We start from the raw sequence: 25,262 nt of genomic DNA, 5'->3' as shown, positions 1-25,262 counted from the left end.
GGTATCGAGGTTTTGTTAAATATATTTCATCCTGATGAGTTTAAAATGATAATACATATCTTTAAGTCCCTATTCATATATTATGTTAAAGTCAATTGAAACTGAAGATCAATATACCTCTGTACTGTCCTTTGCTTATGAGATCATGCAAATGGACTTGACAAAAAATTTACAAGCTGCTTACGAATTTGATATTTTATGTCTACTGATTAAAGAATATGTCAGTTCCTGCTGTCCATCAAACCTTAAATGTTAAAATAGCATCTGACAAAAGCTAGCAACGAAAGTTATCTCAACAGGCCTGTTAAAAGTGCATATATATAAAGCATTAGTCCAAGCTTTCCTCTCAACACTTTTAAAGCTCTTTTGATTTGGGTATGAACGGTATGTTCTGAGATGTCCAAACGCTCAGCAATTTCTTTATTGGAAAGATACTCCTGGCGTCTTAACTGAAAAATCTCCCGCATTTTTTCTGGTAAGTTATTGATCTCTTTTTCAATTAGCGCGGCCAGATCTTTTTCCCTGATGCGGTAATCAGTACCCACCGGAGCCTGATCAATGGTTTCTTTAAAAGATGCTACATGCTCCTGTGTAATGGCAACATGTCTAAATACATTCAGTATCCGGTTTAAAACTGCTTTGTATAAATATCCGGAAAGGGTGGTTTGAATCTCCAGGCTTTCTCTCGAATTCCATAAATACACATAGACTTCCTGAATGATATCTTTTGCGCTTTCTGTATCCTGAAGTTTCTTGTAAGCGTATATATATAATAAAGTATTATATCTGTTATAAATTTCCGTAAACGAACTATGGTTACCTTCTTTCAAAAGTTTGATCAGCTGAGCGTCTGAAAGTGATTTACAATCAGTCATGTGTAGTCTTAATTTTCAGCCTGAAGATGGTAGTTGGAATTCATTGCCCCAAACATAGCCAATATTTTCCTTTTTTGAGAACTTTTCAAACTATGTTTTTACAGCATTTACTATGAATTGTAACATCAATATGTGTCTTTACAGAGAACCTTTCTGGTTTTCTTATTCTTAGCTTTGAAGTAGATAAACAAACATTTTATGACAAAGAAAATACTTACGTTTGGTGCGCTTTTAGCCGCTCTCACTTTCGCCAACACTAAAGCAAATGCGCAGGCAGTTTCTGGTACTGTGGCGGTAAACCTTATTCTTTCGGATGCCTTTTCAATTGTACTGGGGCCAACTCCTGATGTTACTTTTACTTATGCATCTGCTGCTGATTACGCTTCTAGTAAAACCGTTGCAAAGACCAATCATTTCACCGTGATCAGCAACAAACCTTATAGTGTAGCCGTAAAAGCAAATTCTGTTTTTAACACGATTTCTACCACGACGCCCCCATTGAGCGCTGTGCAAATTTCTGTAGATGCAAGTACGATCACAGGAGCAACTTATACAACTGCGACGCTCAGCACAACCAATCAAAGTATCGCAAGTGCTGCCAGTCCGACAATCGGCACAGCTTACAATATCAACTATGCAATTCCTACAGCAGCACCATTACTGGCGATGTCGGCAGGTACTTATACAACCAACGTAGTTTATACGGTAACACAGCCATAAATTGCCTGAATGAGATTAAGCTTTATCTTTATCTTAAGCCTTGTTTCTGCGCTTTTAACTGATGCAAAGGGACAAGGCTTTTCCGTATCCCCTTCACGCCTCGTTTTTAGCGGCAGTCCTGGCGAAACGGTTAGTCAGTCCATTACCTTTAGCAATAATTCCTCTACCGTCCTGTCTTTTATTAACCGGATCCAGGACTGGGACCGGGACTCTCTGGGTAATAAATCCTATTATGATGGCGGTACAACACCGCAATCCAATGCAAAATGGATCAATCTTTCTTCAAATTCAGTGGAAATCCAGCCGGGGGAAACAAAGCAGGTGATTGTTTCGCTGAATATTCCCCAAGATGCGAAAACATTAACACACAGTATGATATTTTTTACCCAGGTTAAACAGCAGCAAGCTGCACAGACCAGGGGGACTTCGATAGGAATAAACATCCTGATGGAAGTAGGTGTACAGGTTTATTATACGCCAAAAGGTTTAAATTCAGGGGATTTCGAATTCCTTGCTTTTGACGATCATGGAATTACAGAGCAGAATGGCGTAAAAATACGGACATTAGCGCTGAAGATCCATAACAGAGGTGACATTAACAAGGATGCCACGGTAAAATTCGAACTGACCAATAAAGAAACGGGGGAAGAAATAAAAGTGGCCCCGCAAATTATTGCGATGCTACCTGATGCTACGCAATGGGTATTGATGAAAATTCCGGCAAACCTGAAAGGGAAATTCCTGGCAGTAGGTTTATTAGATGCAGGTTCTACTTATGATTTGAAAGTTGCTGAAAAAGAGATTACATATAGCCCTTAGTATATTGCTCTGCTGTTTTGCAGTGGCAGGCAGCTATGCACAGGTAATTGTGACCATTCCGGCGATTAACATCACCGGTCAGAACGATTATACCGCTACAGGTTCTAATGGCACAGCCAGCCTGCTGGCTCTTGGTGGGACCATTAAAATCCAATCCACTACTGCAAATTTTCCAGCAACTACCACAGGTACATCGGCACCGCTGGCACTCAACGTTGTAAATCCCAAGGTGAATTCTATAGCCGCCTTAAACCTGCTTGGGTCTGCTACAGAAGTTATACTCTCCCAAACGCCACAGGCTATCTTCACGGCCCCGGTTTTAACGACCGGGGGAGCCTTAACTGTAAATTACAGGATCGGCATCGCTGGTAATGCCTGGCTGGCGGGAACTTATAAGACTCCTGTTACATTTACGAATGTCAGCCCGGCCACCCAGGACTTGAGTATTGTTGTTCCTGCATTGCTTACGCTCAATACTGCCGTTGCTACGCCAACCACAATGAGCGTCAATGCCCTATCTGCTTTCAGAACAGGTGGTGGGGTATCTGCCACCAATACTTTTGATTATTTTTCTACTGTACCTACAGATGTGTCTCTGAATTCAACCAGCAGTACCTTTTCTTTCTCGACCACACAACTCTTCAATTCGACTCCTGTTGTACCAGCGGGAAAACTGACTTCACTGCTTTCGGGAGCTTATGCAGGGTCGGCAATTAACATTTCTACGACTGCACAGGCCATTTCTGCTTCAAGTAGTATACCTGTAGTTGTCACCAATAAAAATAGCCTAAGCAACACATTAAGTGTCAGCGCCGCAGATCTTAAAGCTAATTTTATGCAGGCTGGTACCTATACGCTGCCCATTGTTTATACGATAGCCAAGAAAAGTTCAGCTTACCCCCTTACTCTGGCTTCCATCACAACCAACAGCTCTGTTCAGCTAACAGTTGCTAAAATGTCTGAATTGACCATTCCTGTCAGCACGGTAAACCTCAATTTTACTACTGCAACAGCTTATAACCAGGGAGTAACCACAGCGATGCCCAATCCGATTACAGTGAGCGCAACGGTTCCCTATGGTGTTACAGTGAAGACAAGCGGAAACTTCATTTCAGGCGCCAATTCTATTCCTGCAAGTGTTATGATTGTGGAAGGAACTGCTACCCAAACCGGCATTACCCCTATTATCCTCTCTACTACAGCCCAGAACCTGTTTAGCAGCGCAGACCCTGTCATCGACCGGGCAATTAATCTGCAGTTCCGGGTGCCCAATACACAAACCACTAACCTCCTGAATAAACCTGCGGGAACTTACAATGCTACAGTCACCTTCACCATCGTAGCCCCTTAATTAAAATCTTGTTATTCCGACTTTCCGATGTTCGTCTTTGTACAGAAAGGTTAAAAGTGCAACTGGCTTTCCCGTCAGGGAAACTTCTTCTTTGCCATTCTCTATAGAAAAGGGCATTCCTTCGGTGTCTATGTAGACCGTATAATTGTTTCTGGGCAGGTAAAAACAGAATCCACCACGGTCATCTGTCAGTGTTTGATATTTACGGCCTCCTGCATCAACAGCTGTTACCCGAATCCCTGCCAGTGCAAACTGTGCATTGAGATATTTTGAGGCAAGGGGTTTAACGCAGCCGTTCAATGCCTGTGTTTTAACTAAGGGCACTTCCAGCCGTTTATTCTTGTCCAGGAATACCGATGTAGGCTCCTGCAAACTCCATCCTTTGGTATTGGTCACAGATGCTACATAGGCCTCTTTCTTCATATCACTGAAGGTTACCTCTCCTTTGCTGTTCGTTAATGCCGCGTCGTTGTTTATTTTTACCAGCACACCCGCTACAAGTGCTTCACCGGGGTCACGCTGTCCATTACTGTTCCTGTCTTCATAATAAACGAGCGTTAGTTTTTTTGAACTGCCGTTGCCTTGCCTGCCAAATTGTTTTTCTAAACCTAACCTTAACTGACGGTTGTCATAAGACTGCCGGTCGAGGGTGTTGGCTATGTTCAATTCGGGATTGTAAAATAGTGGCAATATATTCTGTTTGGTGAGGATATACTGTACATCACCGGTAATCGCCCAATGCCCTTTCATCAGATACCTAAAACTACCATTTGCCGAATAATTATTACTGCTCGTAAAACCATAGTAATTATACATTCCGCCAAATTGAAAGGTCAAACTGTTCTTAAGTGTATTGAAATGCAGGTTGGGTCCAATGGAATACAGCCGGTAACGATGGTTTTCGGTAGAGGAAAGTGCATCTGATAAATAATATGGATTGAACTGTGCATAACCGGTTAGCCCAAAAATGGGCATAGTATAACTTCCTGTGATCTTTAGAGATTGAAAGGGAGCGGGTGGTTTTTCAGAAGTATTCAGAAAGGTATAACCGTAATCGGCAGTGAGCGAGAAGCTGTTTATAGCTCCGCTATATCCTATATTTGCTGCCATACGGAATGATCTGGAGGTCCAGTCTGCTGGCATGGGCACAAATTCAGAGAATCCTTTCGAAACCAGGTGCTGGTCCATATAGTAAGGCCCGACATTAAAATATAGCTTACCAGCCCGGAGATTATAAGCCAGTTCATAAATATTGATGGAATTTTTGTTGATCCCGAGGTCAAAAATAGAGGTTAACCTGGATTGGTATTTAGGATTATTTGCCTGCGTATTTACATGTGCGGTTAAACTGCCCGTCTCACTTATCGGGGTGGAAACACGGAAATCGATTAAGAACAGCCCACGCCTTAAACCGGTAAAATATGGATTACTATAGTACCCGTTTCCCGAAATCTGGACCTCCTTCGTATTCAGTACATAATTCAGTCCGGCGGAAAAACCTTGTTTTGCCGAAGAGCTGCCATCACTCTGATTCTCGAGGGAATAACCGCCTTCAAATCCAAAAGTCTCATTTTTACTAAGCTTAAAAGACGATTTTATACTCAACTGGTTGGCATCTAATCCTGTTAAAGGATCTCTGCTGTGCAGAAAAGTAAACCGTTTTGTCGTTGCTGTTTTTTCCAGACTATAATCCAAAGCATAAATCTTTCCTCCAGGTACAGTGTTGTTTAGACCATTGTATATGAAGTAATTGTTCTGTATTCCATAAAATGAAAGTACACTTTGATCTTCTAGCTTTGCACTGGCTTTAACTCCCTTGCCGGCCAGCTGGAAATCCAGGTTATCATAAATATTCCCTATTCTTAAACCCCATCTTTTAGTTTGGTAATCCAAATAACTGTTGTATAGGTTAATTCCGTTTGCGCCCGGCTGATGGTAGTCATCTGCATTCAAACGGTATTCAAGCGAAGAACTTTGACCCATATTCAATTTTCCGTTCGCCTGTAACTGGTAATAAGAAGACCCACGGTTTAGACTTGCGTAATGAAGAGAAATGGTATTTGGAAGTACTCCCCCCGGCTGGTTACCAGAACTCGACATTCTTCTCGCACTGCTCACATTCAGAATTCTGATCACCTTTACAGCGAGCTGATGGTTACTTTCGTCCATAGCCTGCATGGTAACCGTAAAATCTACAGCGGCATTTGCTGATTTATTTCTGGCCAGAAAAGGCAGCAACAGTTGTGAGCCCGGCTGCAACGTCAGATTTGTTGTTTGCCCCGTAAACTCCAGGCCATCCGGGATTCCTGTCAACAATATCCTGAAGGTCAGCGGAATGAAACCATTGTTCGCGCAGCGCACAACAACCTGCGCCTGATTGCTCATCTCGCTGAGATAGATTTCATCTTCCTCAGTGCCAATGGTAAGTCCATTGACATCGGTCAGTATGGTCTTAAAAGCTGCTGAAGGCTGCACCTGAATATTCGGATTCAGCGCCAACAGTTTAACTGTAAAAACCTGGTTATTACTATTGATCGTTTGTCTGTCTGCAAGATACTTCAACGGAAAGATTTTGCTCTCTCCTGCTTTCAGCAGCAAAGTATCAGGCAAGGACAACAGACCTCTGCTGAGTTGTTTCGATCCGGGATCTTGCACCAGGGCAACATTTTCCTTATAAGGATTGCTTATTTTAAGAAAATTAGAAAATGTTTCACCTCCTCTAAGCTCAAGTGTGTCCTTCACAAAGTCATACTTGATTTGAGCCAGGGCTTTATAGGCAGTTACCTGGGAGAAAATAAGCAAACACCAAAAGATTATTCTGATGTCACTTGCCCGTTTATGACCAAAACGATTACCTAAACTGAGCAAGCAATTCACCTTTACTGTTAATGTTCAGTTTTTTATATGTCCTTTTGATATACTGCCTTACAGTATCCAGTGAGATTCCATATTTATACCCGATCAGTTTGTAACTTAAACCGTTTCTCAAGCCCTCTACAATCTGACGCTCCCTCAAACTCAGATTGTTCTGATGATCTACAGCTTGTTGTACTTGCTGAATGAAGTTTCTTGAAATTGACGGGCTGAAAACTGACCCCCCGTTATAAGTGGTCACGATTGTGGAAATGACTTCATTTAAGCAGGTGTCCTTTGTAAGATAACCCATTGCCCCTGCCTTTACACAAGATATTACAGTGTTATGATCCTGAATATTACTGTAGACAACCACATTGGTATTAGGAAATTTGCGATAGATTTCAATAATGACATCAATACCGTTCTCTTCAATATCCACTAAGGTAACATTAGGCTCCTGGGCAGCAATGATGTTTTTACATTCGACCATAGATCCCACTTCAAATGTAACTTTTAAATCGTGCTGATGACCGTCATCAAGGAGAACGCGCATCATGCCTCTGCGCTGTTGATTTACATCGATGATTCCTACTTTTATCATATTTGCCCTTTTTACTACTACAAATTAGTAATTGTAACAGGCTTCGCCATAAAACAGGGCTGTTCAGTTTGTTCTTTTTATATTTAGGTTATAATTATTATTTATATAACAATGATTATAAAACGTTTAAAATTAGTTTACTAAATAGATACTAGATATGTGGTTTACTGACATATGGGTTTCCTTTTACATAAAATCTCCAGGGTAATAAGGCGTGATCTCCGGCATAGTCCACACCTATTCTTGGCCCTGAAACAACCTGATCAGCCGGAAAAGAAATTCCATTATCAGCCATCCAGAGCTCCTCTCCCGTAAGATCTTTAGCGTTCAGAGATCTATCTATACCTAAGGCCTGAGAAAGCGCTCCAGGGCCCGCTGTGAGATTCGGCTTTAATTTTAGCATCTTTCGTCTTTGCAGCATGATATCTATTCCAGTTACAGGCTCTATTCCCCGGATCAGAATTGCGTGTGGTGTATCTTGACTTGCCGTAACGACATTGAAAAGTGAATGGATCCCATAACAGAGGTATACATAAGAAATTCCTCCCGCCTGGTACATGGTCTGGGTCCTGTTTGTGAACCGACCTCCATAGGCATGAGATGCCTTATCGGTTACACCATGATAAGCCTCGGTTTCCACAATCGTACCACCGGTGAGCTGGCCTTCTTTAAAGGTGAACAACTGCTTTCCTAAAAGTTGCTGCGCCAGGAGCAGTACGTTATGGTCCTGATAAAAAGAGAAGGGAAGTTTATGCATGTATAAAACTCACTATTTTCTTTAGATATAATTCATCAATATCATCAAAATGAGATAGATATTCACTATCAACATCGAGCACACCAATAATTTCCTTTCCTTGATAAACGGGCAGGACAATTTCAGATCTGGAGGCCGAACTACAGGCAATATGTCCCGGAAACAGCTCCACATCTGGCACAATCAGCACCTCTGATTTGGCCCAGGAAGCCCCACAAACACCTCTGCCCTTTTGAATCCTGGTACAGGCCACCGGTCCTTGAAATGGGCCGAGTACCAATTCATTTTCTTTAACCAGATAAAACCCCACCCAGAACCAATTGAATTGTTCCTTCAGGGCAGCCGCGATATTGGCGAGGTTTGCGATCAGATCATTTTCGCCGCTGATTAAGGCTTCAATCTGAGGCAATATGGATTCATACTGGTCTTTTTTATTTGTACTGCTTGTAATTTTTAAATCTTCGGCCATAGGTTTTAATTCTTAGATCAAAGTTAGGTATTTCCCCTGCTAAAGCTTGTCTTCAGGATGTAAAAGGCTAAATTTTACTAGATTTGAAAATTATCACCATTAGTATCTGACACATGAATAAAAAAACTCTACTATTCACCTCCCTTTTAGCCATTGGGATTGTCCAATCGGGCTATACACCACCCGATGAAGGGATGTTCCCACTAAGCGAGATCCACAAACTGGACTTGAAGAAAGCCGGATTAAAAATTGACCAGAAAGAGATCTACAACCCAAATGGAACAAGTCTGGTCGATGCGCTGGTTAACGTGGGCGGCTGCACGGGATCTTTTATTTCTAACGAAGGACTGATCATCACCAATCACCACTGTGCGTTTAGCGCAGTGCAACTAGCCAGTACGCCAGAACACGATTATTTGAACAATGGATTTGTGGCCAGGTCACATGAAGAGGAAATTGAAGCAAAAGGATTAACATGCCGTATAACTGATAGTTATGAAGATGTTTCTGACCGGATTTTAGGAGCTGTCGCCCAAGTGACAGACCCTGCAAGCAGACTCCAGCTGATCAACAATACGATGAAGAATATTGTGGCCGAAGCAGAACAAAAAGACCCCAGCATCAAGGCCGAGGTTTCGGAAATGTTTATTGGCAAAACCTACGTATTGTTCCGCTATAAAACGATCCAGGATGTCCGTTTGGTGTATGTTCCAAATCGCCAGATTGGGGAATTTGGAGGAGAAACAGACAATTGGGTTTGGCCACGCCATACAGGTGATTTTTCATTTATGCGGGCTTATGTTTCTAAAGACGGTAAGCCGGCAAAGTATTCAAAAGACAATGTCCCTTATTCTCCGAAAAAGTTCCTGAAAGTAAATGCCAGCGGCACCAAGGAAGAGGATTTCGTGTTTATTTTAGGTTATCCCGGCCGCACTTTCCGCCACCGCCCTTCGGAGTTTATTGAATACCAGCAAAAGTTCGTACTTCCTTATGTATCTGAACTGTATGATTTCCAGAACAAGACAATGGAGGAAGCAGGCAAGAAAGACAAGGCCACGGAAATTAAACTGGCCACCCGCATTAAACGTAATGCAAACGTACTGAAGAACTATAGAGGCAAACTGCAGGGCCTGAGAGAAATTGACCTGATTGGCCAGAAAAAACAGGAAGACGCCGCAATGGCTCAGTTCATCAACGGCAATGTAGACCTAAAAGCCAAATACGGCAGTTTAATGGGCGATATTGACAACTTATACAAACTCATCAATGGAGATGCGCAACGCGATCTCTGGCTGCAACAAATCTACACCTCAACCAGTTTGTTGTCGGTATCCAGAACTATAAATAGCTTTAAAGACGCGCTCGAAGGACAACCAGTTGCACAAAAGCAGGCCTTTTTTGATCTGAATATAGAGCAGGTCAAAAAATCCCTGGCCGGAACTTATGAGGCTTATGATCTGGATGTAGATAAACATATTTTAAACCGGATGTTTAATGATGCCGCAAAGTTCTCTCCAAATCAGAAGGTGGAAGCTGTAAATAAGGTTACAGGTAAAGGCTCAAATGACGAAACAACGATCAACAGGTATCTTAAGGATACTTTTGAACTAAGTAAGTTAAAGGATCAGGATTATGTGTTGAATACGCTTCTTAAATCGCCAAAAGCTTTGAGCACCTACAATGACGGCCTCCTTTTACTGGAAAAAGATCTAGGCAAACAGATTGCAGAGCTTAAGCCTGAAAAAGACAGAAGAGAAGGTTTACTCAATAAATTAATGGGTGACTACGTGAATGTTAAGGAGAAATTCTTAAAGAAAGACTTTATCCCAGATGCAAACAGCACTTTACGCTTGACCTATGGCTACGTAAGAGGTTACGCTCCTGCCGACGCTACTTACATGAAACCTTACACATCGATTAAAGGTATCCTCGAAAAAGGTGCTTCGGGTGATCCTGATTTTGGATATCCTGCCGCAATCAAAACGCTCTGGACCAATAAGGACTTTGGGCCTTTTGAGAAAAAGGATCTAAATGATGTTCCGGTTTCTTTCTTATACAACATGGATACCACTGGAGGCAATTCCGGCTCTCCTATCATGAATGCAAACGGAGAACTGATCGGAGTTAATTTTGATCGTGCTTATGGAGCTACTATTAATGATTACGCCTGGAACGAAAGCTATAGCCGCTCTATAGGGGTAGACATTCGTTATGTACTTTGGGTAGCCAAAAAAATTGACCATGCTGATTTTCTGGTTAAGGAAATGGGCGTAAAACTATAATAAAACACAAATCGCTTTTGCCTGGTGTGACCAGGCAAAAGCCTTATTAATTCAATAAAAAAATGAGAGTACTTGCAGAACTACCACATCCTGATTGTAAAATCACCTTGTTTAACATGAACCAAAAATACATTGTAAAATTTGAACAGGGAACCCTGGAACAGAGTTACAAATTATCCGAACTTGACCTTAGTGGAGGGGGAGCAAATGAGATATTTCAGATACTGGACGACGTATTTATCGCTACCGTTGTAGAACGATTTAAGCTGATGAGGACAGATTTTACAGCAGCCTACAATAGACAGCAATACTAGCTCATAAAAAACACTTAAAACACTGAAAATAAAATACTTAAAAAGTAAAACAGAATTATATTTTGTATTTTAGATTAAAATTTAACAAAAAAAACTGATTCAAATAAAGTTTATATACACATAAATAGATCTAACTTATTTGTTTATCAAAATTTTAAATACAATGACAAAATATGATTCTGTCCATTAAAAGCGCCAAATTTTATTCTGATTTTATAGATTATGCCTGGAATCCGTTTTTTTGATTTTAAAAAGATACCTTTAAAAATTAAAATAACATTGATGAAATCCATATATCTATTTATCTTTTCCTCCCTTTTGGTTAGCCTTATTTTGTCTTGTGGAACAAAGGAAAGTATCCAGCGTGACATCAACATTGAGACGGACTCCATCAGTTTCACTTTCCCTGTGGTTACAGACACCATTAGCACCAGCCAGAACCTCGCCTCCATCAGTACAACTGTTTCTTTGGATAACATTATCAAAACACAAACAAATGAGCAGTTCAGTATTGCTGATCTTCGGACTGCGCATATTATCGGCTTCAAAATCAAACTGAGTAAACCCGACACCAGTCAAACGAACTACAACAACCTAAGGGTATACTCGACACTTGCCTTAGGCCTATCCTCTGCAACTGGCAATGTGATTCCCGTTGGCGTTTTAAACAACAATCCTGATTTGTATTCTACAGGACTTAGTATTCCGGTTACCAATACTGGTGATCTCAAGTCTACCTTAAATTCAAATGTTACTTATTTGGTTACCGGAGAAGCGAGAAGAAAAAATACAAAAATAATGGCGGCAAAAGCTGTGATCCAATATCAGATTACTGTAGGGCGGTAGTTATTGCTTTCTGCCTTTCCATATTCCAGTTAAATTTCTTATATTTGCATAGAACGGAATACTATTAAGCTATTCTCTACACATACTTGCCAATCATCATCACCAAGATTGGGTTTAACTCCATCCCGGATCTCTAATCCGTTGTCATCCGGGAAATTTACTCTTCACAAAGTCAATTTGCTCTTAAAAAGCCTGCTTTTTAGATTGGCGGAACAAGGAACACCAGAGAAAAGTTATTTTCTTACTTAAACAATTTATAATATATGGCTAAGTCGCAAGCTACATTCATGAAAAAACAATTGGAAAAAAATAGACAAAAGAAGAAAGAGGACAAAGAACAACGTAAACTGGAACGCCAGCAAAATTCTGCAGGTGGAGATCTGGAAAGTATGATGGCTTATGTAAACGAATTTGGAGAAATCGTGTCCACACCTCCTGAAAAAAGGTAATCTTTAGTTTATTTTCATTTCCTTGATTATAGGTAAATGAATTCATGATGATATTTAATGCATAAAGGCCCCCAAAAGGGCCTTTATGCATTTTATCTCTTGTCAAAGTAATTTGGTTGATTCAGAGTAGAACTAATACTGATTGAAGAATATGATTTTCTGTAAAAAGAAACTCCATATTGGGAGAACTTCGATTTGGCTTATATTTTGTATTAATAAATTAACAACAAAATATATTAATTGAAATATTGATATATTTTTTCAGCCAAATACTTTAACCTTAAGATAACACCACTCTCCTGCCATGCCTACAGATCAAATCCTATTGTTAGATCCTGAAAACGAAAAAACTGTTCATCAGCTTTTTGAAATTTCAGCTCATATCCACCCCAGCAATGTTGCTGTGGTATATGGAGAGGAATCTCTATCCTATGTGGAATTAAATACACAAGCTGATCAATTATCTTATCGTATTTTAAACGGAGCGAGAGATCAGGAAATTATAGGCGTAGACACCACAAAGTGTCTGGAAATGGTGATTTCAGTATTGGCCATTTTAAAAGCAGGAAAAGCTTATTTGCCGTTAGATCCTAGCTATCCTGAACATAGACTTCAACAAATAGCAACTGATTCGGGTCTGAAAACCTGCCTGAGTCTATCGAAGAATAAAGCGGTTTATCAAGACTTAAACCTCGAAACCATAATTTCAGATGATGCGCAGCAAGGGCCGGTTGCCCATGCACCTTTTCAATCTATAAATACCTGTGTTCTATACACATCTGGCTCTACAGGAAAGCCAAAAGGGGTATCTCTGGGGCACAAGGGACTCGTCAATTTCCTATTTTGGCAGCATAAATACGCGCTTGCAGGAGATAACCTAAAGTCGCTGCAATTCTGCCATTTAAGTTTTGATGCTTCGTTTCAAGAAATTTTTGTAACCCTGACAAGTGGGGGTACTTTGTTTCTTCTAAAAGAAGATATTCGCCTGGATGCCGGGCAATTGTTGAAATTCATGATCAAACATGAGATAAACAAAGCTTTTCTCCCTTATGTCACTTTACAATATTTAACTGAAGCGGCTGTTGCAGAGCACCTTTTTCCCTCAAAACTAAAAGAAGTCATTACAGGCGGGGAATTACTGAAGATTACACCTACCATCAGAACTTTCTTTAATTCGTTACCAGACAGTGTTTTAGTTAATGTTTATGGTCCAACGGAAACTACGATATGGGTTACAGAATTAAAGCTTTCGGGAAACGCTTTAGAGTGGCCTTCTATTCCAACTATCGGTAGTGTGATGGCGAATTCATCTATCTACTTTCTTAACGAGTCTTTACAATTAGTTAAAGATGGGGAAATAGGCGAAATATTTATTTCAGGTCCCGGGCTGGCCAATGGCTATCTGCATCAGCCTGAAATGACCGCCGAGCGGTTTATTGACTGGCCTCATCCGTCAATAGGCTCCATAAGACTCTACCGTACGGGAGATTTGGGGAAACTACTGGACAATAAGGAGATAGAATTTCTCGGAAGAAAAGATGGTCAGGTAAAAATAAGAGGCAATAGAGTTGAAATTGGTGAGATTGAGATAGCTATTATGCAGCAGGCAAATATTAGTCAAGCTGCTGTGGCATTGAGAGAGGATCAACCTGGAAGAAAGTCTCTTGTTGCTTATGTGGTTGGACAAAATGACAACAAAGATGGTCTTTATCTAAAAAATCAGCTTTCGAATTTACTTCCTGATTACATGGTTCCTTCTAGCGTAGTTTGGATGGATGAGCTCCCAAAAACCACCAGCGGAAAAGTAGACAGACTTAAATTGCCTGCACCTGAATTACTTAGACCCGACTTAAGCGTCATTTATCAGGCTCCACGCAGTCAGATGGAAAAAGATATTACCAGTGTTTGGATGGAGCTGTTCAGGTATGACCGGATTGGCGTTTATGATAATTTCTTTGATTTGGGAGGAAATTCTCTGCTTGCCCAAAAAACGGTGGCAGCGCTCAAATATGAATTCAGTTATGAATTACCAATTACCAAGCTGTATCAATATCCTTTTATTAAGGGTATAGCTGACTTCCTTGGCTCTAAACAGATTGAAGAGGAAGATCTCAACCCCACCGCGCTAAAAACGGCTCTATCAGGAGATATCGCGGTCATAGGTATGGCAGGAAGATTTCCTGGAGCGAACAGTATTGAAGAACTGTGGTCCATATTATCAGAGGGCAGAGAAACGACAACCTTTTTTAATGAAACGGAAATAGATAGTAGTATCCCTGATTCAATCAAAAATGATCCAGCCTATGTAAAAGCAAGAGGGATCATTCAAGGTGCAGATCAGTTTGACCCTGCATTTTTTGGATTGAACATAAAACTTGCGGAACTGATGGATCCACAACTTCGGGTCTTCCTGGAGATTTGCTGGGAATTATTGGAGAAAACGGGAAATTTTTCCTCAAAACGCCACACTAAAACTGGAGTCTTTGCGGGCAGTGGCTCAAACACTTACTTTGTAAACAATATATTACAATATCCCGAAAAAATAGAAAGTCAGGGCAATTTACAAGTACTTACGGTTAACGAAAAAGACTACCTGGCTTCAAGAACAGCTTACCATCTTAATCTGCAAGGTCCTGCTGTAAGTGTCAACTCAGCATGTTCCACATCTTTACTGGCCGTAGCTGAAGCCGTCAATAGCTTACGTGCCGGTCAATGCTATATGGCTATTGCTGGTGGTTCGAGCGTTACTTCTCCTATATACAGCGGACATATTTATCAGGAAGGCAGTATGTTAAGCGCCAATGGACACTGCCGTCCTTTTGATAATGAAGCAACTGGTACCGTGTTTAGCGATGGTGCAGGTGCGGTTTTGCTGAAGAGACTGGAAGATGCACAAAGGGATGGCGATCGGATTTTTGGTCTCATCAAAGGTGTTGGCGCAACTAACGATGGTGCCGGGAAGGGAAGTTTTACCGCACCAAGTACCGATGGACAAGCGGAAGCTATACGTTCGGCAATAAGAGATGCGGGCATTTCACCAGCAGAAATCACCTATATTGAAACTCACGGAACGGGAACTCCGATTGGCGACCCTATTGAATTTGAAGGTCTCCTGAAAGCATTTGGCCCTCAAGAGCATAGGCAATTCTGTGCTATAGGTTCTGTAAAAAGTAATTTTGGACATTTAACACAAGCAGCAGGGGTTACCGGCCTAATCAAGACATGTTTATCCCTTTACCATAAGAAACTACTTCCCTCTTTAGGTTATCAATCGCCAAATAAAAACATTGATTTCCCAAACAGTCCTTTTTTCGTACAGACTGAATTTTCGAACTGGACGTCAACAGCCAAAAGATTTGCTGGTATAAGTTCTTTTGGGGTTGGCGGCACAAATGTTCATGTAGTCATGGAAGAGTATCTGGACGAAGCACCAGCACCTATTTCCACTCCCGGCAGGCCTTATGAACTCCTGAACTGGTCTGCAAAATCAGAAAACAGCAGGAATGCTTATGCCCCAGCCCTGCTTGAATACCTTCAAAAGCATCAAAATGTTCCTCTTGCCGATGTGGCGTATACGCTGCAAAAGTCAAGAGAGGCTTTTCGCTGCAGGAGGTTTATGGTCTCAAATGATACCGCTTCGGCTATCCGTTCATTGGAACTGAATCAACCTCTATCTCAAGAACTGAACAGACTTGAAAGTTTACCGGGAGAAATTGTATTTGCCTTTCCGGGTCAGGGTGCACAATACCTCAATATGGCCGCTGACCTTTATAAAAACGAGACGGTTTACAGAAATGCGGTAGACCAATGTGCGTTGTTGTTACAGGAATATCTGGAAAGGGATATTCGTCAAATTATTTTTCCGCCAGAGATTACTGAGGCAGCGAATGACCTGCTCCGTGAAACCAGATTTACACAGCCTGCCCTTTTTGTCGCAGAATATGCATTAGCTAAATTGTGGATGCATTGGGGCATTGTGCCTACAATGCTTTGCGGTCACAGTATTGGTGAATACGTAGCTGCGCATTTAGCTGGTGTTTTTACGCTGGAAGAAGGATTAAAGTTAATTGCTACCCGGGGTGCTATGGTAAATAGCCTTCCTTCGGGATCTATGCTATCCATAAGAAGCTCATCAGACTCAATATCTCCATTATTGAGTGGAGATCTATCATTAGCAGCTGTAAACAGCCCCTATCTTTGCGTAGTGGCTGGCCCAGATCAGCAGATTCAGGCATTGAGTGAATTACTGCAGTCGAAAGACATCATCAGTAAACCACTCTTTACAAGCCATGCCTTCCATTCTGCCATGATGGACCCTATTGTCGAAGATTTTAGAAGGGTGGTTGCCGAGATACCACTGTCGAAACCGAGGATACCTATCGTATCTACCGTAACAGGTAAACTTTTGACAGATGAACAAGCGCAGGATGCAAATTATTGGGCTAATCATTTAAGAAATACGGTACAATTTTCTAAAGCTATTGAGACCATATTAACCTTTGATTCTCCACTTTTTCTGGAAGCCGGGCCCGGAACAACAATGACCACGCTCATAAAACAAATAGCAGGAAAGCGTTCGGCATCTTTAACAGTATTGCCGAGTTTGTCTGGTAAAGATCAGGATTACCCAAGCTTGTTAAATACGCTTGGACAACTTTGGAATTGCGGGTTAAATCCCAACTGGGATAATTACTATGCAGATCAGAAGAGGGTAATTTTAAATCTCCCAACTTATCAGTTTGACCGGAAGCGCTATTGGTTGGATATCAAACAAATACACACAACACCATCAGTTAATACTACCCTAATACCACAAGAAAAACCTATAGAAACGATTAATTCTCTTACAATGAGACACGAAAACCTTAAATTAAAAATCAGACAAGTACTGGAAGATGCTTCTGGTATTGAAATGGAAAATATTGGATCTGACAGAAATTTCCTGGAAATTGGATTAGACTCTCTTCTGCTCACACAGGTCGCCATTTCTTTAAAAAAAGAGTTCAACCTGCCCATTACATTTAGAAAATTAAATGAAGAATATTCTTCCATAGATCTTCTGGCAGATTATATCGGTCAAAACACGGCTCCAGAGGCATTTGAAAGCCCTGCGAATAACCAGCCCCCATCACCCACTGTCGTTCAGCCTGTTGTGAATATGCAGTACTCCAATTCAAATCCAGTAAATGATACCGCACTTGGTCTTATTGCTCAGCAATTAGAGATCTTGTCTAAACAGGTCATGCTCATGCATGGACAACCCGTAGTAGCTGCTTCTGTCTCCCCAATCATTGCAGTTCAGCCAGCTGCTCATGGAGCACCTAAAAAATCTGCAGAGGAACAGGATCTAAGTGCGCAGGAACAAGTAGAGATACAAAAACCTTTTGGCGCTACTCCAAAAATTGATCGTCAGTCTGCTGAGTTAAACCAGGATCAACGGAAATTCCTGGCTGATCTAACCGAACGTTACACCAAAAAAACTATAAAAAGTAAAAATTACGCGCAAGAAAGCCGTTCCTATATGGCAGATCCTAGGGTCGTATCTGGATTTAAGCCCCTAACAAAAGAATTGATCTACCCTATTGTGATCAATAGATCAAGGGGCAGCCGTCTTTGGGATTTGGATGGCAATGAATATATAGATACTTTAAATGGATTTGGATCCAATTTACTTGGCTATCAACCTGATGTTATCCGCGAAGCTATGCATGATCAGGTAGAGAAAGGTTATGAGGTTGGCCCTCAGCATGAACTTGCTGCAGAAGTGAGTAAACTGGTATGTGAATTTACAGGCTTTGATCGTTCGGCCCTATGCAGCACAGGCTCAGAAGCCGTTTTAGGCTGCATCCGAATTGCAAGAACCATTACCGGGCGTTCACTTATTGTTGCTTTCACTGGTTCTTATCATGGTATCATTGATGAAGTACTGGTTAGAGGGACTAAAAAACTGAAATCATTTCCTGCTGCAGCTGGAATTATGCCGGAAGCTGTACAAAATATCCTTGTACTTGATTACGGCACAGAAGAATCGCTTGCCATCATTAAAGAACGTGCGCATGAAATTGCAGCTGTTTTGGTAGAGCCTATACAAAGCAGGAGACCAGAGTTTGTTCCCCTTGATTTCTTAAAGGAGTTGCGTGCAGTAACCGCCTCTTCGGGTGCAGCACTTATTTTTGATGAAGTAATTACAGGGTTCAGAATGCACCCGGGAGGTGCACAAGCGATATTTGATATTCGCGCAGATCTGGCATCTTATGGCAAAGTAGTTGGTGCGGGTATCCCTATTGGTGTCATTGCAGGAAAAAAACAGTTTATGGACGCGCTTGATGGAGGTGCCTGGAATTACGGAGACCAGTCTTATCCAGAGGTTGGCGTCACTTACTTTGCAGGAACTTTTGTGCGTCACCCTTTGGCACTTGCTGCAGCAAAAGCTTCTTTAACCTACCTAAGAGAAAAAGGACCGGAACTACAATCGGGCTTAAACAAAAAAGGTGAAGATCTCTCCGCAGCTTTAAACAAGGAAATTGAGAAAAGGCACCTTCCCTTTTTCATAGCAAATTATGGTTCTTTATGGAAGGTTAAATTCCATGAAGAGGTCCCTTATAGTGAACTGATGTTTACCTTGATGAGAGAAAAAGGCATTCACATCCTGGATGGATTTCCTTGCTTTATAACTGAGGCTATGTCTGATGATGATATAAAAAAGATCATTAAATGCTTTACAGAAAGTATGGATGAAATGATTCAGGGTGGTTTCTTTTCCTATCCAAATTTCTCAAAAGAAGAATTCGATCAGGACAAGGTAGTCGTTAACGCAGATGAACCTCCTGTTAAAGGAGCAAAACTTGGTAAGGATGAGATTGGTAACCCAGCCTGGTTTATTACAGATCCTAATCAAGAAGGAAAGTTTCTTAAACTTGAATTTAATTAGGGAGATGATGGATAAAAGATCAAATATTAGTTTTAACGAGATAAATTACAATCCATTTGCAAATGCCGAAGAATTGGATAAGACAATCCTTCTAAACGAATCACAAAGGGAAATATGGCTTTCCTGCCTTATAGGAGGAGACCATGCCAACCTCGCCTACAATGAATCTGTATCACTGGATTTACACGGGGAATTTAACTTTGATTATTTCAATCAGGCTTTTCAGAAAGTAGTACAAAAGCATGAAGCCCTCCGCTCCTCCCTCAGTGCAAATGGAGAGCACCTCCTGATTTATAAAGAACTTACTGCGGACCTTCATTTTCAAGACTTGTCTGATAAAGAGTCCAGCTACCAGAAGGCGATCCTGGATGAATTTGTAAACATTCAAATGACCACCCCCTTCCGTTTGGAAGATCGACCTTTGTTTAGAGCATATGTTCATCAATTGGGAACTCATCATCATTATTTCACATTGGTTATTCACCATCTTATTGGTGACGGATGGTCTATCGGTATCATTTTAGAAGACATCAGTAAGCTATATAATGCTTATATAAAGGGGCAACCAACTATTTTAAGCAAAGGTTCACAAATTAGTGGTTACGCTTTAGAACAAGCTGAATTTCTAAGAAGCGATCTTTTCAAAGAAACAGAAGCTTACTGGCTGGATCTTTACAAAAACAATGTTCCAGTTCTGGATTTACCTATCGATTTCAAACGCCCGTCTACACGTACATATAAAGCGCATAGAATAGACCACCCACTGCCAAAAGAGTTAACGGATCAGCTAAAAGCTACTGGAAATAAAGCAGGCAGTAGTTTCGTAAACACCTTATTAAGTGCATTTGAAGTATTTCTTTACCATAAAAGTGGCCAAAAAGATATTATTGTAGGTCTTCCGGCGTCAGGTCAGTCTGCCACAGGAAATCTTGATCTTGTAGGCCATTGCGTAAACTTGTTGCCCATCAGAAGTAAGATTGACCCTGAAATTTCATTCCATAATTATTTAAAAGAAAGAAAACTTGCCTTCTTTGATGCTTATGACCACCAGCAATTCAGTTTTGGTCAGCTTGTCAAAGAACTTCATCTTAAGAGAGATGTTTCCAGGGTCCCCCTTGTCCCAGTCGTATTTAATATCGATATGGGGATGGACAATCAGGTGTTTTTTGAAAATATAGAATATCATCTGTTTTCAAATCCAAGAGCTTACGAAACTTTTGAAATCTTTCTTAATGCAACTGGTTCCCGAGGCACTTTTTCATTAGAATGGACCTATAATACCCAGCTATTCAAAGCTTCTAGTATTCAATCCATGAGTAATGAGTTTGAACAACTTTTAAAAAATGTAGCTGCGCTGCCTGAACTCCCTCTCCATGCAGCGATGTTATCAGAAAACACGCAGAATGATAGCTTGGTTCCCGTTAAGAATGAATTATATTCTAATGAAAAAGTATCTATTGCAATTGCTCCTGTACCTGGTAACATTAACCTTATACAGCAGATTTACCTTGCTGCAGAGAAATATCCCGAACATATAGCCCTGGATTTTGAAGACCAAATATTAAACTATAAAGAGCTGATGGCTAAGTCAGATCAGCTGGCCTCCTATTTAATAGACCATGGTGTTCAAAGTGGCGATATTATTGGGGTAGCCATTAATCGCTCTTTGGAAATGGTTATTTCTCTACTTGCCATTTTAAAATCCGGCGCAGCTTATCTGCCCCTTGACCCGGAGTATCCTAAGGAGAGAATTGAGTTTATGCTGGAAGATTCATCTGCAAAATTCATTCTTATCTCTCAAGAATACTATAAAAAATACAAAACCGGAGCCCAGCCATTTGTTATTGAAGAGATATGGAATCACCTTAACACCCAAAAAACCTTCAGGCAAAAGTATATCGGCGAACATGACCTTGCCTATGTTTTGTACACTTCCGGTTCTACAGGAAAACCAAAAGGTGTTAAAATCATGCATAAAAACCTGGTTAATTTCCTAACCAGCATGCAAACCGCACCGGGTATTACCCCATCGGACTGTATACTCGCCATCACCACAATTTCATTCGATATTGCCGGGCTGGAACTCTTTCTCCCACTTATCACTGGTGCAAGAATTGTTATAGCAAGTTCTGAATCGATTAAGGATGGCCGCCTACTTTTACCGCTTTTGGAAAGAAAGGGTATAAGTATTCTCCAAGCCACGCCTTCTACACTTCAAATGCTTATTGATTCCGGATGGCAGAAAATGTATGATTTAAAAGTATTATCTGGTGGAGAGCCATTATCTGCAGACCTTGCAAACCAGCTTTTGGACCGTTGTATACAACTCTGGAATATGTATGGCCCCACAGAAACCACAATATGGTCTTCTATCAAACGCATTTCATCAAAAGATCAGACGATAACCATTGGATTACCTATCAACAACACTCAAATCCATATCCTTGATGAACAAAGACAGCAATTACCGGATGAAACAGTTGGCGAAATATATATTGGTGGAGATGGTGTGGCTGAAGGTTATTTAAACAGAGTTGAACTCACAGCGGAGAAATTTACACATCTACCTGGCGCTAAGTTCAATGGAACAACCTTTTACCGCACTGGTGATCTGGGCAAAAAACTTTCTAATGGTGAGTTCCTATGTCTGGGCCGGATTGATCAGCAGGTAAAAATACGGGGACATCGAATTGAACTTGGTGAAATTGAAGCTGTAATCTCTGCTCAGGACGGAATAAAACAAGCTGTAGTAATTGCCAGGGAAGATCAGCCAACTGACAAAAAACTAACGGCTTATGTGCTTCTGGAAGAAAAACTGACAGAACAAGAAAATCTTTCCTGGAAAGAAAGATGGGATACATTATATAATATCGGAGCTGAAGCGCATAAGGATCAAAATATTGCGGAGCAGAATCTGGATGACACCTTATTGGAACATTATAGAAACAGTTCTGACTTGGCACTCCAATCATCAGAATGGCTAAAGTCATCGGTAGAAAGGATCAAAGCATTGAGATCCAAAAATATTTATGAAATTGGAAGTGGTGCAGGACAATTATTATTTGAACTTGCTCCACAGACAACATATTATTTAGCAACCGATTATGCTCAGACTGCAATTGATAAACTAAATGAAAAACTTCTGGCATCGCCGGAAAAGTGGAAGCATATTAAGGCTGCTGCTGCTGAAGCAAATGACTTTAGTTTTGCTGATAATCAATCCTTTGATTTGGTACTGATCCATAGTGTAGCGCAATATTTTCCAGGGATCGAATACCTGATTGATGTGATCAAGAAATCAGCTGCATCTATTAAAGATAGTGGCTGCATCTTTATAGGTGATATGCAAGGGAAAAATTCACTTGAAATGTGTCATGCAATGGACCATTTGCCCAATTCTGCAGATAGAAACAAATTAAGCGCTTTTAAAGAGGTTGTTCTTAATAGAGTAAGGATTGAAGACGAACTTGTTGCAGACCCCGGCTTTTTTTACAACTTACCCTCAATTATCCCTCGGATAAGCCATGTAAATATCCAACTTAGAAAAGGTCAGTCTTTAAATGAAACCACAAAATACCACTATGATGTTTGGATCTATATTGAGACTCCTCTTTCAGAGGTTCAGGCTGATATCACATTAGATTGGCAGCAAAAGGACTCTGCAGATGGAATAGCCACGCTTTTAAAAAACAACTCTGTTGTAGAAGTTAAGAATATTTTTAATGCAAGAACTGCAAAGGACTATCAGTTACTTCAATTGTTGCATCATGCAGACCAAGATCTTTCCCTAAAGGACATTAAGCTTAAAATCGAAGAAGCGAACGGAGGAATATACCCCGATCAGATCTGGAAACTGGCAGAGGAAAACAATTACAATGCACATATCAGGTGGACAACTGATGGAACTGACGGGTTGTACAATGTTGTCTTTATTCCGACATCCCTGACCAACACCATACCACAAAATCCTTTCAAAGACAACTCTGCTCCCACATCCATCACAAAGTTTGTGCGGCAACCTTATTCAAAAAATGAAATCCCCTTATCAAAGGAAACTATTCAAAAATGGAAAGAACATCTATATAAGATATTACCATCTTACATGGTTCCTGAAGACTTTATTGCATTAAAAAATTATCCCCTTACTCCAAATGCCAAAATAGATAAAAATGCATTTCCAAAACCTCAGGCTCAATCCAAGTCTCTGACCCCAGAAAGAAACTGGCGTCCAAAAACTTCGAATGAGCAGCTCATTGCAGATATCTGGTCTGAGCTGCTTGGACTGGAAGATATTAAGGTAAATGATGACTTTTTTGAAGCGGGCGGACACTCGTTACTGGCAGTAAAAGTAATGGTTGCCATAGAAAAGGAAACGGGTAAGAGACTTCCACTAACCACATTATTTGAAAACTCTACAATAGAAAAGCTTGCGCGCCTACTTTCTAAGGAAGAACCTGTACAGAACTGGGATTCCTTAGTTCCAATAAAAAGTACTGGCAGTAATCCGCCAATCTATATGGTACATGGTGGTGGCCTGAATGTCTTTATCTTTACACCTCTAGGTAAATATATGGACAAGGCCCAGCCTCTCTATGGTATGCAGGGCTTGGGTTTGAGGGAAGGGTCTAAATTGGTTTACACCATGGAGGAACTTGCAGATAAGTATACAGCAGAAATTTTGAGCAATGACCCTAACGGTCCCTATGTTTTAGCGGGTTATTCTTTTGGAGGTCTGTTGGCTTTCGAAATGGCTAAAAAACTTCTAAAAATGGGTAAAGAGATTAAGATGTTAGGAATATTGGATACGTATGCGGGGGGAAGGGATCGTAATGATACTAAAGCAGATAAATTTGCAAGAAAAATTATTAGACAATTCAGAAAAATCCACTTTTTTGGAAAGGCATTTTTATCCAATCCTAAAGATACTTTTGATTATCAATGTATTGTTCTAAAACGAAAGTTAAAGAACCTCCTTAACTTTGGAAAAGAGGTTTTCGAAAACGAGTCCAACTATGACGACGAAATATATAGAAGTTATGAAATTGCTTATAATAACTATATTATGGAAGCTGCAAATATTCAGGTAGATTTATTCAGGGTAAAAAGAAGAATATATTTTCTGGACGACCCTATCTACATGGGTTGGAAGGAATATGCAAAAGCTGTGGTTGTACATGAAGTACCCGGAGATCATAAAACATTTTTAGATGCGCCTAATGATGAAGAATTTGCAAGAATATTTCAAGAAGCACTTAACAAGAAAAGCTAATTTTTTTACGGACAAATCATGATAGAGCGATTGTTAAATCCGCAACAGAATTGGAGGACATTTAGTAATTATGATGTTCTAGATCAAAAAGAAATACATGTATTTAAAATCCGGATCAATCAGAATCATCTAAAATTCCAGGAAGAATATATTAAAGTGCTTTCTGAGGAAGAATTGCTAAAGGCCAAGAAATTCGCAAGGAATGAAGACAGCGCAAGATATCTGTTGAGCAGGTTTGCTTCACGCTCTATATTAGCATGCTACTTATTGACTTCCCCCTCAGAAATTCAATTCCATCTGTCTGCTAATAAAAAACCAATGGTAGATGGGGTTGAATTCAATATAAGTCACAGTGGTGCTTACATTGTCATCGCAATAGCTCCCGGACCAATTGGTATAGACTTGGAGTATATAAGAGAAGACTTTAATTTTGATAACCTCCTGGATGATTGTTTCTCTGTGAAAGAGAAACAATTTATCATGAAAAAAAATGAGGAGAGAATTAGATTCTATCTTCTTTGGACAAGAAAGGAGTCGCTTCTAAAAGCTACAGGAGAAGGGTTAACCGATCACTTAAATCAATTGGATTGCTCACTTTCTTCAACGGTTATGAGAAATCAAACCAATTATTATATAAAAAGCTTTAAAATTGATCAGCATCATATAATGAGTGTTTCAGGTACAAATGAGAGCACCAAATTCCAATATTGGGATTATTCTTAA

The 25,262-nt window shown here is 40.5% G+C and carries 15 protein-coding genes; 10 read left to right on the top strand and 5 right to left on the bottom strand.

Translation table 11 applies throughout. The annotated features are described in order from the left end of the window. Positions 1–287: 287 nt before the first annotated feature. On the bottom strand, positions 288–875 hold the full coding sequence (locus R2S08_RS20945) for an RNA polymerase sigma-70 factor (RefSeq protein ID WP_316836969.1): 588 nt from the start codon (positions 873–875) through the stop codon (positions 288–290). 198 nt (positions 876–1,073) lie between these two features. On the opposite strand from R2S08_RS20945, the gene R2S08_RS20940 reads away from it, so the two are divergent. Genes R2S08_RS20940 through R2S08_RS20930 form a run of 3 tightly spaced genes read left to right on the top strand, consistent with a single transcriptional unit; the run spans position 1,074 to position 3,765 of the window. Then, entirely contained in the window at positions 1,074–1,595 is a 522-nt protein-coding gene (locus R2S08_RS20940; protein WP_133781164.1) for a hypothetical protein, read from the top strand. A 9-nt stretch (positions 1,596–1,604) separates the two neighbouring features. Next, a complete protein-coding gene (locus tag R2S08_RS20935; RefSeq protein ID WP_316836968.1) occupies positions 1,605–2,414 on the top strand; it encodes a hypothetical protein in 810 nt (269 codons plus the stop codon). After that, the gene (locus R2S08_RS20930) at positions 2,383–3,765 is read left to right on the top strand and encodes a hypothetical protein (RefSeq protein WP_316836967.1); all 1,383 of its coding nucleotides are present in this window, start codon (positions 2,383–2,385) and stop codon (positions 3,763–3,765) included. The genes R2S08_RS20935 and R2S08_RS20930 overlap by 32 nt, the downstream gene beginning before the upstream one ends. Here R2S08_RS20930 and R2S08_RS20925 read toward each other — a convergent pair whose 3' ends face one another. The 4 genes from R2S08_RS20925 to R2S08_RS20910 form a co-directional block, all read right to left on the bottom strand. Further along, positions 3,766–6,567, bottom strand: a complete 2,802-nt coding sequence (locus R2S08_RS20925; RefSeq protein ID WP_316836966.1) for a hypothetical protein — start codon at positions 6,565–6,567, stop codon at positions 3,766–3,768. A 49-nt stretch (positions 6,568–6,616) separates the two neighbouring features. Beyond that, a complete protein-coding gene (locus R2S08_RS20920) occupies positions 6,617–7,222 on the bottom strand; it encodes a response regulator transcription factor (RefSeq protein WP_316836965.1) in 606 nt (201 codons plus the stop codon). A 151-nt stretch (positions 7,223–7,373) separates the two neighbouring features. After that, positions 7,374–7,979, bottom strand: a complete 606-nt coding sequence (locus tag R2S08_RS20915; protein WP_316836964.1) for a DNA-3-methyladenine glycosylase — start codon at positions 7,977–7,979, stop codon at positions 7,374–7,376. Further along, on the bottom strand, positions 7,972–8,448 hold the full coding sequence (locus R2S08_RS20910; protein ID WP_316836963.1) for a GAF domain-containing protein: 477 nt from the start codon (positions 8,446–8,448) through the stop codon (positions 7,972–7,974). The genes R2S08_RS20915 and R2S08_RS20910 overlap by 8 nt, the downstream gene beginning before the upstream one ends. Before the next feature lie 113 nt (positions 8,449–8,561). On the opposite strand from R2S08_RS20910, the gene R2S08_RS20905 reads away from it, so the two are divergent. From R2S08_RS20905 to R2S08_RS20875, 7 genes are all read left to right on the top strand, one after another. Beyond that, positions 8,562–10,730, top strand: a complete 2,169-nt coding sequence (locus R2S08_RS20905) for a S46 family peptidase (RefSeq protein ID WP_316836962.1) — start codon at positions 8,562–8,564, stop codon at positions 10,728–10,730. A 62-nt stretch (positions 10,731–10,792) separates the two neighbouring features. Beyond that, positions 10,793–11,044 (top strand): hypothetical protein, encoded by a 252-nt coding sequence (locus R2S08_RS20900; RefSeq protein WP_316836961.1) that lies wholly within the window; start codon positions 10,793–10,795, stop codon positions 11,042–11,044. A gap of 282 nt (positions 11,045–11,326) precedes the next feature. Next, positions 11,327–11,890: a hypothetical protein gene (locus tag R2S08_RS20895; protein ID WP_316836960.1), complete on the top strand. Its 564-nt coding sequence runs from the start codon at positions 11,327–11,329 to the stop codon at positions 11,888–11,890. Between the two features lie 263 nt (positions 11,891–12,153). Continuing rightward, the gene (locus R2S08_RS20890; RefSeq protein ID WP_133781144.1) at positions 12,154–12,339 is read left to right on the top strand and encodes a hypothetical protein; all 186 of its coding nucleotides are present in this window, start codon (positions 12,154–12,156) and stop codon (positions 12,337–12,339) included. Between the two features lie 304 nt (positions 12,340–12,643). Next, positions 12,644–19,270 (top strand): polyketide synthase, encoded by a 6,627-nt coding sequence (locus R2S08_RS20885; protein ID WP_316836959.1) that lies wholly within the window; start codon positions 12,644–12,646, stop codon positions 19,268–19,270. Continuing rightward, positions 19,194–24,539 carry a non-ribosomal peptide synthetase gene (locus R2S08_RS20880; RefSeq protein ID WP_316836958.1) on the top strand — a complete coding sequence of 1,782 codons (5,346 nt, stop codon included), beginning with the start codon at positions 19,194–19,196 and terminating at the stop codon, positions 24,537–24,539. Before R2S08_RS20885 ends, R2S08_RS20880 begins: the two co-directional genes overlap by 77 nt. An 18-nt stretch (positions 24,540–24,557) precedes the next feature. Next, positions 24,558–25,262: a 4'-phosphopantetheinyl transferase family protein gene (locus R2S08_RS20875; protein ID WP_316836957.1), complete on the top strand. Its 705-nt coding sequence runs from the start codon at positions 24,558–24,560 to the stop codon at positions 25,260–25,262.

The organism is Pedobacter nutrimenti (genome assembly GCF_032678445.1).
In the GTDB taxonomy this organism is placed as follows: Bacteria; Bacteroidota; Bacteroidia; order Sphingobacteriales; family Sphingobacteriaceae; genus Pedobacter; species Pedobacter nutrimenti_A.
This window is presented reverse-complemented; position numbering and strand designations above follow the sequence as displayed.